Origin of the sequence: Caulobacter sp. 602-1 (genome assembly GCF_003931565.1) — a bacterium.
Taxonomy (GTDB): Bacteria; Pseudomonadota; Alphaproteobacteria; order Caulobacterales; family Caulobacteraceae; genus Caulobacter.
Window position 1 is genome coordinate 396,071 of sequence record NZ_RRYI01000005.1, and the last position, 14,549, is coordinate 410,619.

Consider the following 14,549-nt stretch of genomic DNA (forward strand, 5'->3'; position numbering starts at 1 on the left):
CCAGGCCAGCGCGAGCGCAGGGTCAGGTCAAGCCGCCATAGGCTCAGTTTCCCTGGCGCCGTCCCGCCAAAAACTGCCGCGCCCATAAAATCCTATCAGATTAGTGGGGGTTGTGAGCCGGCCGGCGCCCGGTTCTCGGGCGATGGGCGCCCAGCCTCCAGGCAACATCCGTGAGGGCGATTTAATCGCCCGATCCAGATGGGGCAGCGGCGGCGGCTTACGTCTCAGAGCCTGTCGATCGAGAACGGCGCAAGCCTGCCGGCGGCGAAGCCAAGGACCAGAGGGGGTCAAGATGAACCAGCACACAACCCGCCGTATGCGGACGATTCTGATGGCCAGCGCGGCCGCCTTTCTGGGCGCGGCCGCGGCCCACGCTCAGACCCAAGCCACGCCGCCCGCCGAGCAGGACTCGGCCACGGTCGAGGAAGTGATCGTCGTCGGCAGCCAGATCGCCGGCTCCAAGGTCACCGCCGCCGTGCCGGTCACGGTGGTTGACGCCGCCCAGATCGCCACCACCGGCGCGGTCTCGGGCGATGACCTGCTGCGCTCTGTGCCGCAGATGGGCAATGTCACGTTCAACAGCACCAACGGCGCCACCAGCAGCAACTTCGCGCGCGGCGACGTCGGTTCGATCAACCTGCGCGACCTGGGCGTGGGCAACACCCTGGTCCTGCTCAATGGCCGGCGCGTCGCCACCTGGCCGGGCACCCAGGCCGACTCCAACCTCGCCCCCGTCCTGACCACCAATTCCAACACCCTGCCGGTGTCGGGCATCCAGCGTCTTGAGGTGCTGCGCGACGGGGCCGCGGCCCTCTATGGCGCGGACGCTGTGGCCGGGGTGCTCAACACGGTCCTTCGCGACGATCTGGACGGCGGAACCGTCAGTGTGCGCTATGGCGGCGCCGAGGGCACGGGGCTGCGCGACTTCAATCTCAACTTCGCCATTGGCCACAATTTCAAGGAAGGCCGCGGCAACATCACCCTGTCGGGCGAATACGCCTATCGTAGCGCCCTGAAGTCGACCGATCTCGACTACACCGCCAGCGGTGACAAGCGCCCGCTTTTCGCCGACACCAGCTTCGCCGGCTCCAACACCCTGGATCGTCGCAGCACCCTCAGCCCCTGGGCCGATCTGACCGTGGTCGGCCAGACCGGCGCGGTCCGCCAAGGCACGACCAATCTGACGACCGCCGCCGGCGTCTTCCATATCCAGCCCACCGCCGACGGCTCCTGCGCCTCGGTCCTGGCCAACGGCATCTGCATCGGCACGGGCACGCGCGCCACCTCGGGGGCCGCGCGCGACACCCGCTCGGACGGTCAGGCGACCTATGGCCTGTCGGTCATGCCCAAGCTGCGCCGGACGAACCTGTTCTCGACCTGGCGCTATGAGCTGACCGACAACGTCACCGCCTATGGTGAGCTGGGCTACTACTTCTCCAAGACCCACAGCGTTCAGGACTCGGTCTTCACCATCGGCTCGACCAAGATCACGGTCCCGACCTCCAACTATTGGAACCCCTTCGGCCCGACCACCTTCGCCGACGGCACGGTCAATCCCAATCGCCTGGCCAACCTGAATATTCCCGCCTCCGGCCGCGCGGTGACCCTGACCAACTACCGGTTTGGCGACCTGGGTCCGACCAATGTCGACGTCAAGGGCAAGCAGGTCCGCGTCCTGGGCGGGCTGAAGGGCGATGCCTATGGCTTCCGCTGGGACAGCGCGCTGCTCTACACCGAGGCTGGCGTAACCGACGTCCAGGACGGCGTCAGCTCCACGGCCCTGCAAAAGCAGTTGGCCCTGTCGACTCCCGACGCCTACAACCCCTTCAACGGCGGTAGCGTCAGCAACCCGACCGGCGCCGACACCACTCCCAGCAGCAAGGCCGCGCTCGACGCCATCCGCGTCAAGACCTACCTGAAGGGCCGCTCGACCCTGGCCCAGTGGGACTTCAAGGTCTCCAAGGCCGATCTGATCGCTCTGCCGGCCGGCGACCTTGGCCTGGCAGCCGGTGTCGAACTGCGCCGCGAGACGATCAGCGACAACCGCGACGCCCGCGTCGACGGCTCCATCAAGTTCACGGATGCGGTGACCGGCGAAGTCCAGACGTCCGACCTTTTCGGCGTCAGCCCGACCCCCGACTCCAAAGGGTCGCGCAAGGTCGCCTCGGCTTATGCCGAACTGGCCGTGCCGATCATCTCGCCCGACATGAACGTGCCGCTGGTGCGCAATGTCGAGATGCAGCTGGCTGGCCGCTACGAGCACTACAGCGACTTTGGCGACGTGGCCAAGCCGAAGGTGGCCCTGGCCTGGGACCTGGTCGACGGGCTTCGCGTCCGCGGCTCTTACTCCAAGGGCTTCCGCGCGCCGAACCTGCTGCAGGTCAATTCCGCGATCGTCACCCGCGGCAACACCCGCACCGACTACATCTTCTGCGAAGCCGACCTGCGGGCCGGCCGGATCAGCACCTTCAGCGCCTGCTCGGCCTCGATCGTCGCCACCGCCCAACGCGCCGGCAATCCCGATCTGAAGGCCGAAACCTCCGAAAGCCAGTCGATCGGCCTCGTGCTGCAGCCGAAGTTCATTCCGTCGGAGCTGGGCCGTTTCACCCTGACCGTCGATGTCTGGGACACCAAGCAGAACGGCATCATCGGGGTGTTCGGCGAGGGCAACGCCCTGATCCTCGACTACCTGCTGCGGGTCCAGGGATCGAGCAACCCCAACGTGATCCGCCTGGCGCCGACCGCCGACGATATCGCCCGCACCAACGGCACGGGCCTCGCCCCCGTCGGACAGGTCACCTACGTCAAGGACCAGTACCAGAACCTCAACCCGCAGGATGTTCGGGGCCTGGACGTCAGCCTGAACTGGCGTCTGCACGGAACGCGGTTCGGGGATTTCGACGCCGACATCAATGTCGCCCACTTCAACAAGTTCTACCGCCAGCCTTCGGCCGAGATCGCCGAACTGCTCGCCGCCCGTCAGGCCGGCAAGATCAACGCGGGGACCTCGATCACCGGCGGCGGCGATCTGCTCCGCCAGAACGGCACGCCCAAGACCAAGGTCTCGGCCTCGCTGACCTGGCGCTACGAGCAACTGACCGTCGGGGCCTTCACCAAATACATCTCGTCGATGGACGATACGAGCCTGTTGGCTGCCGACGGCACGCCCTGGCAGGTGGAGTCGCAGGTCACCGGCAACCTCTATGGCCAGTGGACGGTCGCCAGCGGTCGGTTCGACGGCGCCAAGCTGCGGCTCGGGGTCAACAACATCACCGACGAGAACCCGCCGCTGTCGTCGGGGACCTACGGCTATCTGGGCGCGGTGTACCAACCCTACGCCCGCTACTGGTACTTCAGCCTCAGCAAGTCCTTCTAGGTTCGAGGCGGATCATGACGCCTCGGCGGGCCCTCAGGCTCGTCGGGCGCGCTCTGGACAGGACGCTTTCTCCCCAGGGGGCGTGCGGAGCGCATGACCGCACCGACCCGCCGGGCGCTTTCTGCCCAGAAGCGCCCGGCGGGGACCGCTTTTTCCCGCGTTGGCCGCCGGCCCGGTTGGAGCCGGACAGGTTCAGGAGACCCTCGTGTTGCAACAATCCAGACCCGTCCGGGACGTCCAGGCGCGTCGCCGCGCGCCCTGGCTCGCCGCTTCTGCGGTCCTGCTGCTGACGGCCTGCGCCGCCGCGCCCAAGTCGCAAGCCCCCGCCGCCGCCCCGCGTCCGGCCGCCCCGCCGCCCAAGGGGCTGGTCCCGGCCCGCGATCCCTATCCCAGCACCTACGCCCCTCCGGCTTCGGGTCTGGTGGCGATCGTCAACGCCAATATCTACACCGGGACCGGCCAGAAGATCCTCGGCGGCATGGTGGTGTTCGACGCGGGCAAGATCGTTGCGGTCGGCCAGAGCGCGGCCCCGCCGCCCGGGGCCAAGGTGATCGACGCGAAGGGGCGCTGGGTCACGCCGGGTCTGATCGACGCGCACTCTCACCTCGGCGTCTTTCCCGCACCGGCCGTCACCGGCCAGATCGACGTCAACGAGAATATCGATCCCAACACCGGCTACGTCTGGGCGGAACATAGCGTCTGGCCCCAGGACGCCGGCTTCGAACGCGCGCGGGCCGGCGGGGTGACGAGCCTGCTGATCCTGCCCGGCTCGGCCAACCTGTTTGGCGGCCGCTCGGTCGCCCTCAAGAATGTTCCGGCCGTCACCGTCCAGGGCATGAAGTTTCCCGGCGCGCCGTACGGCCTGAAGATGGCCTGCGGCGAAAACCCCAAGGGCCGCTATGGCGCGCGCGGCCGCACCCCCGCCACCCGTATGGGCAATGTCGCCGGCTATCGCCGCGGCTGGATCGAGGCGGCCGACTACGGCAAGCGCTGGAGCGCCTACGACAAGAAGGCTGCGAAGGGGGAGGGGGGCGACCCGCCCAAGCGTGACCTGACCCTGGAGACCCTTTCGGGCGCCCTGGACGGCGATCTGCTGGTGCAGAACCATTGCTACCGCGCCGACGAGATGGCCAATCTGATCGATGTCTCGCACGAGTTCGGCTACCACATCACCGCCTTCCACCACGCGGTCGAGGCCTACAAGATTGCGCCCCTGCTGGCCCGCGAGCACATCTGCGCGGCCGTCTGGTCGGGCCGCTGGGGCTTCAAGATGGAGGCCTATGACGGCATCGAGGAAAACGCGGCCCTGCTGACCAAGGCCGGGGTGTGCGTCTCCCTGCATTCGGACGACCCCAACATCATCCAGCGCCTCAACCGCGAGGCCGCCGTGGCCCAGGCGGCGGGCCGTCGCGCCGGCATCGACATTCCCGACGCCGAAGCCATCCAGTGGATCACGCTCAACTCGGCCAAGATCATGGGCGTGGCCGACCGCACCGGCTCTCTGGAGCCCGGCAAGATGGCCGACATCGTCCTGTGGAGCGCCGACCCCTTGAGCATCTACGCCGTCGCCGACCAGGTGTTCATCGACGGCGTCCTTCAGTTCGACCGCAAGGCGCCGCGGCGCCCCTCCGATTTCGAGCTGGGCCAGAACCGCGGAGATCTCACCCAATGAAGCCCTTCAGCACCTTCCTGGCCGGGCTTCTGGCCGGCGCGGCGATCGCCGCGCCGGCCCTGGCTGGACCGGCCACCGCCATTGTCCACGCCCGCCTCCTGACCATGGGGCCCGCCGGCGAGATCGCCGACGGCGCGGTCATCATGCGTGACGGCAAGATCGTCGCGGTGGGCGCCAACCTGACCCCGCCTGCCGGGGCGACCATCATCGACGCCAAGGGCGCGGTGGTCACGCCAGGTCTCTTCGCCGCCAACACCGTGCTGGGCGTGCGCGAGGTCAATTCGGTCAAGGGCACGGACGACGCCAAGAGCGCCTCGTCCGAACTCGGCGCGGCCTTCGAGCCGCAGTACGGCCTCAACCCGGAAACGACCCTGGTCCCGATCGCCCGCCTGGGCGGAGTGACCCGGGCGATCGTCGTGCCCGCCCCGGGCGGGGACGGCGAGGGTGGCGGCGGCGATGACGGCGGCGGATCCCTGTTCGCCGGTCAGGCCTTCGCCATCCGCCTGGCGGGAGACCTCCTTTTCAAGCCGCGCCTGGCGGTGGCGATGTCGTTCGGCGAGAACGGGGCTGGCGGCTCGCGCGGCGCCGAAATCGGCCTGCTGCGCGCGCGGCTCGACGAGGTGCGCTTCTACAAGCAAAACCGCGCCGCCTATGACCGCGGCGAGACCCGGGCCCTGGCTCTTTCGCGGGAGGATCTCGAAGCCCTGATCCCCGTGGTCGAGGGACGCGAGCCTTTGCTGGTGACGGTCCATCGCGCGTCCGACATTCGGCAGGTCCTGGCCTTCGCGCGCGAGCAGCGTCTTCGCGTCATCCTGAACGGCGCCGAGGAAGGCTGGCGCGTCGCCGCCGACATCGCCGCCGCCAAGGTCCCGGTGATCCTCAACGCCACCGCCGACCTGCCGCGCAACTTCGAGATCGTCGGGGCCAGCCTGGAAAACGCCGCGCGGTTGCGCGCGGCGGGCGTCGAGATCGCCATCGTCAGCCCCGATCCGGCCCACCGCGTGCGCGAACTGCGCTATGAGGCCGGCTCGGCGGTCGCGCAGGGCCTCCCGTACGGCGCGGCCCTGGAGGCCATCACCGTGGCTCCGGCGCGGATCTTCGGCCTGGCCGATCAGCTGGGCTCGCTCCAGCCGGGCCGCGTGGCCGACCTGGTCGTCTGGGACGGCGATCCTCTGGAGCCGCGCACCCTGCCCACCGCGATCTATATCGATGGGATCGTCCAGCCCCTGCGCTCGCGCGCCCTCGACCTGCGCGACCGCTACGAGACCGGCGATGGCGCGTCGCGCTAGAGCTTTCGCCGTCTGCGCGGCCTTGAGCCTGCTCACCGCCTGCGGCGATCCCGGCAGCGCCGTCGATGGCCCGCCGCCCAAGGCGGTCGGGGTCGAGGGCGCGCCGGCGGTCCTCGGCGCGGCCGGGGCCGGGCAGGGGCGGACCCTGGCCGCCGTCCGGGCTCGCGGCTATCTGGTCTGCGGCGTCCAGCAAGGCCTGATCGGCTTCGCCTATGCCGACAACACCGGCCGCTGGCGGGGGTTCGACACCGACTTCTGCCGGGCGACGGCCGCGGCCATCTTCGGCCGCGCCGACGCCGCGCGCTTCGTGCCGACCTCCTCGACCGAGCGCCTGACGGTGCTGCAGGCCGGGGAGGCGGACGTCCTGTGGCGCAACACCTCGGCGACCTTCTCGCGCGACGCCAAGTTCGACTTCGCCGGCGTCAACTACTACGACGGCCAGGCCTTCATGGTGCGCAGGGCGCTGGGGGTGACGCACGCGGCCCAGCTCAACGGCGCGCGTGTCTGCATCCAGACCGGCTCGACCAGCGAGCTGAACCTCACCGATTATTTCCGCGCCCACAAGCTCACCTACGAGCCGGTGGTCTTCGACACCGAAGACAAGGCCCGCGCCGCCTACGGTCGCGAGCAGTGCGACGTCTACACCGCCGACCTCTCCAACCTCGCCGCCGCCCGCGCCACCCTGGCCAGGCCCGATGACCACCTGATCCTGCCCGAGGTGATCTCCAAGGAGCCCTTGGGGCCGGTCGTCCGCCAGGGCGATGACGGCTGGGGCAATGTCGTGCGCTGGACACTCAACGCCATGATCCTGGCCGAGGAACTGGGCGTGACCTCGGCCAATGTCGACGCTCAGCGACAGCATGCCGACAATCCCGAGATCCGCCGCCTGCTCGGCGCCGAGCCCGGCTATGGGGCGATGATCGGCCTGTCCGACGACTTCGCCTACCAACTGATCAAGCAGGTCGGCAATTACGGCGAGGTCTTCGATCGTAATCTTGGCGCGGCCACGCCCTTGAAGATCGAACGCGGCCTCAACGGCCTTTGGAGCGCCCAGCCGGCTGGCCTGATCTACGCACCGCCGATGCGATGAGCCGACCGCCCGTTTCTCTCATGACCCCTGCGCGCCTGGCGGGTTGGGCCTGGCAAGCCCTGGCTCTGGTCGGCCTTGGCCTCGTCCTGGTCATGGCCGCGCGCACCGGCGCGGCCAACCTGCGCGCCAGCGGCCTGGCCTCGGGCTTCGACTTCCTGAACCGGGCCGCCGGGTTCGACATCGCCGAGTCCGCCATCCCCTATTCGCCGCGCGCCAGCAATGCGCGGGTCTTCGCCGTCGGCATGGTCAACACCTTGAGGGTGACCGCCCTGGCCGGCCTGTTCGCCACCGCCCTGGGCGTCGGATTCGGCGTGGCCTTGCGGGCTCGCGCGCCATGGATGCGCGGCCTGGCGCGGGCCTATGTCGAGCTGACTCGCAACATGCCGCTGCCGATCCTGCTGCTGGTGCTCTACAGCCTCCTGGCCATGGCTCCGCCGCCGCGCGAGGCCATCGAGCTTGGCGGCCTGGGCTTTGTCAGCAATCGTGGGCTCTATCTGCCGCGTATCGAGTGGCGCTGGGGTTCTGGGACGGCCTTGGCCGGCGCCGGCCTGGCCCTGGCCGCGCTGGTCGGGATCTGGCGCGCCGCGCCCACGCGCCGCGTCGCCATGGCGCTGAGCATCAGCTGGCTCGGATTTTGCGGACTTGGGCTGGTGCTCTCGGTATCGGGCCTGAATCTCCCGCGCCCGCAGGGCTTTGGTTTCGTCGGCGGTAGCGTCCTTTCCCCGCCGCTGCTGGCCCTGGTCGCGGCGCTGTCGCTCTATAGCGGCGGCTACATCGCCGAGGTCGTCCGCGGCGGGCTGGCGGCGGTGGACGCCGGCCAGGTCGAGGCCGCCCAGGCGCTGGGCCTGTCGCCGATCCAGGCTCTGCGCTGGGTGACCTTGCCCCAGGCCTTGCGCGTGGCCGCTCCGCCCCTGGCCAGCCAGTATCTGAACCTGGCCAAGAACGCCTCGCTGGCGATCGTCGTCGGTTATCCGGATCTGGTGGCGCTGTTCGGCGGCACCGTCCTCAACCAGACCGGCCAGGCGGTCGAGACTCTAAGCATGATCCTGGGCTTCTATCTGGTCCTGAGCCTGTCGCTGAGCGGGCTGATCAATCTGTGGGCCGCGCGTCAGGCGCGATGGGCGGTGCGATGAGCGCCTGTGCCTTTCCGAGCCTCCCGACGCGCGCGCGCCGGTCATGGACCGCCTGGGCGGTGGGGCTCGCCGTGGCCCTGGCGGCGCTTGTTCTCGTCGCGCCGGCGCTGCGGTGGCTTTTCTGGGATGCGACCTGGGTCGGGCAAAGCCGGGCCGCCTGCGGTCCCGCCGGCGCCTGCTGGGCGATGATCACCGCCCGCGCGCCGCAGATCCTTCTGGGCTTCTATCCGGCCGGTCATGGCTGGCGTGTGGGCCTGGCCGTGGCGATGCTGGCCGTGGGCCTGGCTCCCCTGGCCTGGCGGCGCCGGGCGGGGCTGACCATGCTCACCGCGCCCGTCGGCGCGCTGGCTTGCCTGGCCTTGATGGGCGGAGCCGGCATTCTGCCCAGCGTGCCCAGCGCCTATTGGGGCGGCTTGGCGCTGAACCTGATCGTGGGCGCGGTCAGCGCCATCTTCGCCCTGCCGATCGGCATCCTCCTGAGCCTAGCCCGACGCAGCACCTTGCCAGTCATCCGCATCCTGGCCAGCGCCTATGTCGAGGCGGTGCGAGCCGCGCCTCTGATCGTGGTGCTGTTCGCCGCCGCCGTACTCGTTCCGCTGCTCATTCCGCCCCAGTGGAGCCTCGACAAGTTGACCCGCGCGATCGTCGCCATCACCTTTTTCGAGGCCGCCTACATGGCCGAAGCCGTGCGGGGCGGGCTGATGGCCGTGCCCCAGGGGCAACGCGAGGCCGCGCGCGCCCTTGGCCTGAAGGGCTGGCAGGTCCTGGTCTTTGTCGTGCTGCCCCAGGCGCTTCGCACGGCGACGCCGGCCCTGGTCAACAGTTTCATCGGCCTGCTCAAGGACACCAGCCTGATCTATGTGATCGGCGTGCTCGACATCACCGGCGTCCTGCGAAACGCCGTCAGCGACTACGCCTGGCAGGGGCTGGAGCCGGAGGCCTACATCTTCGTCGGCCTGACCTTCTGGCTGCTCTGCTTCGGCCTCTCGCGTTGGTCGGCGGCCTTGGAAAGGCGGGCCGCGCGCGCCCAAGGAGCCCCCTCATGAGCCAGCCCATGATCGAGATCGCCGACCTGCAGAAATGGTACGGCGACCAACACGTGTTGCGCGGCGTGGACCTGTCGGTGCGGTCAGGCGAGCGCATCGTGGTGCTGGGACCATCCGGCTCGGGAAAGTCGACTCTGATCCGCACGGTCAATGGCCTGGAGCCTCACCAGGGCGGGACGATCCGGGTCGACGGCCACGACCTGGACGCCCGCGGCCAGGCCGGGGCGGCCGCGCGCCGCGCGACGGGCATGGTGTTTCAGGCCTTCAACCTCTTTCCGCATCTGAGCATCCTGGACAACTGCACCCTGGCGCCGATCCGCGTGGCGGGCCTGGCGCGCGCCGAGGCCGAGACCCAGGCGATGGCCCTGCTCGAGCGTGTGCGCATTGCCGATCATGCACGGAAGTTTCCGATCCAGCTGTCGGGAGGCCAGCAGCAGCGCGCGGCGATCGCCCGGGCTCTGGCCATGGCGCCCAAGGTCATGCTGTTCGACGAGCCGACCTCGGCGCTGGATCCGGAAATGGTCGGCGAGGTGCTGGATGTGATGTGCGGCCTGGCCGAGTCCGGCATGACCATGATGGTCGTCACCCACGAGATGCAGTTCGCCCGCGATGTCGCTGATCGGGTGATCTTCATGGACCAGGGACGGATCATCGAGTCCGGCCCGCCCGCCAGCTTCTTCGCCGATCCGCGCGAGGCGCGCACTCGCGCGTTCCTGGGACGGCTTCGCGCCTAGTCTCTGGAGGTGTCGTCCAGCGCGGCGATCAGCTTAGGGCTGGGGCCGCGCTCATGGCCAGGCGACGCACCCGGGCGCCCGCGCCCCAGCCATCCGTGATCGGATCATCGCGGTCGTGGAGCTGGACCGACAGTGTGTTGAGCGCCCGGGTGATGTGCTTTTCGACGGCGCTGGTGGAGATGCCGTGGCTTGCGGCCACCTGCTTGAGGCTCTGGCCCTCCAGGCGCACGGCCAGGAAGATTTCGCGCGTCCTCTGAGGCAGAAGCGCGAGGGCCGCCCGGGCCGCCCGCACCTCCTCGCGCGCCTGCAGGATGCGGATCGGCGAAAGGTCGTCGCGAGGATGGGTTTCGGGCGACAGCTCGCAATGGTGATGGACGCAGCGCGAACGGTTGCGCCGGTAGAGATCCACCAGGGTCGAGCGGACCACCTGATAGAAGTAGCGCTTGGGAAAGCGGATGTCCCAGCGGGCGTCGCGGGTATGAAGCTTCAGCATCACGTCCTGCACGACGTCGTCGATCTCGCCTCTGTCGAGCCGCTTGGACAGATAGCTCTTCAATTCCGGCACATAGCGCCAAAAGTAATCGGCGGGGCTCTTGACGAGCAAAGTGTCGAGCGCGGCCCTCGTGGAAATATAGTCGGACGCCAGCTGAGCCCCTGAAGCAGATTGCGACACGTTGTAACGCCCCCAGTCACGCGACCTATTGTCTTACTAATCTCAGAGTTGTCTTTATCTGTTGTTCGGCGCGGAGGCGTGGCCTGCGGTCTTGCTGACGCCTCTGCGAACCTTGTTCGTCACTGAACTGTTTCATAGAGGCGGCTGTGGTGTCATCCCAAACTGGATCGCCAGAAACTCCATCTGGTGGACAAAATTCCAATATTCCCGATCTGTATGGGTTTTTGTTCGGGCTTGTCGGTTGTGGGTGGGAATCTGTCTGGCTGTGTTCCGCCAGGCGTTTGAGCTGCGACCGATGCCTCAAGTCTCGTTCTTATTGGCGTCGATCTTGTGGGATAAAACTATTGCGTTTCGGTCATTTCCTGGGAAATTTTGGGAAGACATTTGGCGCGGCGCTAGGCAGGTTCTGCGGCCTTGATCGAGGGTCTTGGCATGAGCGTTGCCCACCAAGCTGATTTGGCGCCGTCGGCGCCCAGGCCAGGGCGCTCGGGTCGCGGCCGTAGCGGGCGGCGGACCGTACCGGTTTGGCGCGGCCTGGCCGGTCAAGCCTGACGCTTTCAGGCGGGCCGTTCCGCTACGACAACAACAAAGGTCTTGTCATGCTTGCCAGTTCGATCGGCGCGGCCGACACGCGGCGTTTCGCCAAGGCGCCGAACGCGCCCGCAAGGGGTTGCGACCAGGCGATCGCCGCGCTTTCGGCCATGTCGGGTCTTGTCGGGCGCACGCCGCTACTGGCGATCGACCTGCTGTGGCGGGGCCGACCCGCGGCGGTCTTCGCCAAGGCTGAGCTCTATAACCTCACCGGCAGCATCAAGGACCGGATGGCCTGCAGCATCATTGGCGCGGCCTACGAGCGTCGCGAGCTGGCGCCGGGGCAGGAGATCGTCGAGGCCACCAGCGGCAACGCCGGCATCGCCCTGGCCGCGCTCGGCCAGGCGCTCGGTCACCCGGTGACCATCTTCATGCCCGACTGGATGAGCCTGGAGCGCCGCGCCCTGCTGACCAGCCATGGCGCGACCGTCCGCTTGGTGTCCAAGGCCGAGGGCGGCTTCATCGGATCTGTGCGCATGGCCGAGGCCTACGCCAGCGCCAGGGGCGCGTTCCTGTCACGCCAGTTCGCCAACGATGACAACTGGCGGGCGCACTATCACGGCACGGCCGAAGAGTTGCTGACCCAGATGGCCGCCGAAGGCCTTGAGCCCGACGCCTTCGTCGCCGGCGTGGGGACCGGCGGAACGGTGATGGGGTTCGCGCGGCTGTTTCGCGACCGGCGGCTGGCCGCCAGCGTCCATCCGGTCGAGCCGGCCGAGTCGCCGACCCTCTCCACCGGTCACAAGGTCGGGGCCCACCGCATCCAGGGCGTTTCCGACGAGTTCATTCCCGACATCGTCAAGCTCAACGAACTGGGGCCGGTGATCGCCGTGCATGACGGCGACGCCATTCTGATGGCTCAGAAGGTCGCTCGGCAACTGGGTTTGGGCGTGGGCATTTCAAGCGGCGCCAACCTGATCGCCGCGATCAAGGTTCTGGAGGGCGGCCGGCCCGACGCCAGGGTCGCGACCGTGCTTTGCGACAATCACGCCCGCTATCTCTCCACCGCCCTGGCCCAGGAAGAGCCCATGCGACCCGAGTATTTGAGCCAGCACGTCGAACTGGTCGGATGGCGGGCGCTATAGGCGGGCAGGGCGGCGGCGCCGTCCGCCGGTTCGGCGAGGTCTTCCAGGGCCGCCGTGCCGGGAGAGCCAGGGAGCGACGGTGATGCGCGCATCATGTCTCCCGAGGCTGGGCCGCGGCGCTCGGGCCTTGCGAAGTCCGACGCGCCGCCGCCAAAAACCGCTCAACAAGTATCGCTTCGTGAGGCGTTGCGATCGGCGTCGCGCCAGCGGCCCGTATGCCTCGGCGGGGAGGAGCGCCTCGGAGTCTAGGGCGAGATCGTGAGGGGGACGAAGAGGGGCCGACCCTCGCGTAGAATCCGCAGGAGCACCGCCTGACGACCATGCTGGCGCGCTTCATCGACGGCGGCTCGCAAGTCCGCCTGGCTCGACAGGTTGCGGCCCGACGCGCGGGTGATGACGTCGCCGGCCCGCAAGCCTCTGTCGGCCGCGTCGCTCCCGGGCGCGACCCGCTCGATCAACAGGCCGCCGAAATCGGCCTGCAGCCCCAGGCGACGCCGGGCGTCCGGGTCGAGCGGTCGAACCGAAAGGCCCAGCACCGCCTCGCTCTTGGCGGACGGCTGTCCCGGCGTGGTCTCGGAGGGGCACAGGCCGGCCACGAGATCCAGCTGAAGCGTACGGCCTCCACGCAACACGTCCAGGCGGAGGCGCTCGCCCGGTCGGGCCTGGCCCACGCGACGGGTCAGATCGGCGTTGGACTCCAAGGTCTGACCGTTCAGGGCCAACACCGCATCGCCCGCCTTGACGCCGGCCTTGTCGGCCGGTCCACCAGGCGTCACCTCCGCGACCAGCGCCCCCTTGCGGCCCCGCGCGCCGAGACTTTCGGCGATGTCGGGGGTGAGATCCTGGATCGTCGCGCCGATGAAGCCGCGCGTGATGCTTCCCGAGGCGATCAACTGCTTGGTGATCCGGTCGGCCAGGTCAGCGGGTATGGCGAAGCCAATGCCGACCGAGCCGCCGGAGGGCGAGAAGATCGCGGTATTGACCCCGATCACCCGGCCCCAGATGTCGAAGGTCGGGCCGCCAGAATTACCGCGATTGATCGGCGCGTCGATCTGAAGGTAGTCGACATAGGCTGCGCCAATGTCGCGACCGTCCGCCGACACGATGCCCGAGGTGGCCGTGCCGCCCAGGCCAAAGGGGTTGCCCACCGCGATGACCCAGTCGCCGACGCGCGGGCGGGCGGAGGCCTCGAAACTGACATGAGCGAAGCCGTCGCCCTCGACCTTGAGCACGGCCAGGTCGGTCAAGGCGTCCCGGCCAATGACGCGCGCGTCCAGCTCACGGCCGTCGTTGAGGCGCACGCTGACCTTGGTGGCGTTCTCGATGACGTGATTGTTGGTGACGACATAGCCGCTGGCCGAGATGAAGAACCCCGAGCCGGCGATCCTGGCGTCGGGAAGCTTGCGCCCGTCGTCCGGGGCGCCAAAGCGGAAGGGAAACGGAAGTTCGGGGAAGCCTTGGGGGATGTCGGTCGGCGGCGTCGCGGGCCGCCGTGCTTCGATGGACACCACCGCCGGGGCCACGCGCTGGATGATATCGGCGAAACTGCCAGGCGCGGCGGCGGGCTGGGCGGGCGGAATTTGCGCGGCGGCCTGGCGCGGAAGGACCGGCGCGGCGGCCAGGACGACCATCAGGGCGGCGGAAAGGGCTGTGCTCTTCTTTGATGGGTTCATGACTCGATCATTGAACGTCAAGGGTGGTGAGGGGCAGAGCCGGTCCCGGCCGGCCGCGGGCTTGGAGGCCTTCGGCCGCTTCCAGAGGCCGCCGACCATGCCGGTGACCAGACGCCTCGCCCCGGATAGGTCACGAAGCGCGGCCTGTCTCGTAAAAACATCGTGAGGCGATGTAACTCTCGCGGAA

Annotated in this window: 10 protein-coding genes; 8 read left to right on the forward strand and 2 right to left on the reverse strand. The window is 68.6% G+C overall.

Annotation, left to right across the window (positions count from 1 at the left end; translation table 11 throughout):
* Positions 1–292: 292 nt before the first annotated feature.
* From EIK80_RS17285 to EIK80_RS17315, 7 genes are all read left to right on the forward strand, one after another.
* Positions 293–3,376: a TonB-dependent receptor domain-containing protein gene (locus EIK80_RS17285; RefSeq protein WP_125158238.1), complete on the forward strand. Its 3,084-nt coding sequence runs from the start codon at positions 293–295 to the stop codon at positions 3,374–3,376.
* 208 nt (positions 3,377–3,584) lie between these two features.
* Positions 3,585–5,048, forward strand: a complete 1,464-nt coding sequence (locus tag EIK80_RS17290; RefSeq protein WP_199743524.1) for an amidohydrolase — start codon at positions 3,585–3,587, stop codon at positions 5,046–5,048.
* Entirely contained in the window at positions 5,045–6,337 is a 1,293-nt protein-coding gene (locus EIK80_RS17295) for an amidohydrolase family protein (protein ID WP_125158240.1), read from the forward strand. The genes EIK80_RS17290 and EIK80_RS17295 overlap by 4 nt, the downstream gene beginning before the upstream one ends.
* A complete protein-coding gene (locus tag EIK80_RS17300) occupies positions 6,321–7,427 on the forward strand; it encodes an amino acid ABC transporter substrate-binding protein (protein ID WP_233586762.1) in 1,107 nt (368 codons plus the stop codon). The genes EIK80_RS17295 and EIK80_RS17300 overlap by 17 nt, the downstream gene beginning before the upstream one ends.
* A 20-nt stretch (positions 7,428–7,447) precedes the next feature.
* A complete protein-coding gene (locus EIK80_RS17305; protein ID WP_158624724.1) occupies positions 7,448–8,560 on the forward strand; it encodes an ABC transporter permease subunit in 1,113 nt (370 codons plus the stop codon).
* The gene (locus EIK80_RS17310; protein WP_158624725.1) at positions 8,557–9,606 is read left to right on the forward strand and encodes an amino acid ABC transporter permease; all 1,050 of its coding nucleotides are present in this window, start codon (positions 8,557–8,559) and stop codon (positions 9,604–9,606) included. The genes EIK80_RS17305 and EIK80_RS17310 overlap by 4 nt, the downstream gene beginning before the upstream one ends.
* An 8-nt stretch (positions 9,607–9,614) precedes the next feature.
* On the forward strand, positions 9,615–10,340 hold the full coding sequence (locus EIK80_RS17315) for an amino acid ABC transporter ATP-binding protein (RefSeq protein ID WP_199743529.1): 726 nt from the start codon (positions 9,615–9,617) through the stop codon (positions 10,338–10,340).
* Positions 10,341–10,368: 28 nt separating this feature from the next.
* On the opposite strand, the gene EIK80_RS17320 is transcribed toward EIK80_RS17315, so the two are convergent.
* On the reverse strand, positions 10,369–11,013 hold the full coding sequence (locus tag EIK80_RS17320) for an RNA polymerase sigma factor (RefSeq protein ID WP_125158244.1): 645 nt from the start codon (positions 11,011–11,013) through the stop codon (positions 10,369–10,371).
* 599 nt (positions 11,014–11,612) lie between these two features.
* Between EIK80_RS17320 and EIK80_RS17325 the strand changes: the two genes are divergently transcribed.
* On the forward strand, positions 11,613–12,689 hold the full coding sequence (locus EIK80_RS17325) for a PLP-dependent cysteine synthase family protein (protein WP_125158245.1): 1,077 nt from the start codon (positions 11,613–11,615) through the stop codon (positions 12,687–12,689).
* A gap of 245 nt (positions 12,690–12,934) precedes the next feature.
* Here the strand turns inward: EIK80_RS17325 and EIK80_RS17330 are convergent, their stop codons facing one another.
* Entirely contained in the window at positions 12,935–14,362 is a 1,428-nt protein-coding gene (locus tag EIK80_RS17330; RefSeq protein WP_125158246.1) for a Do family serine endopeptidase, read from the reverse strand.
* Positions 14,363–14,549 lie beyond the last annotated feature (187 nt).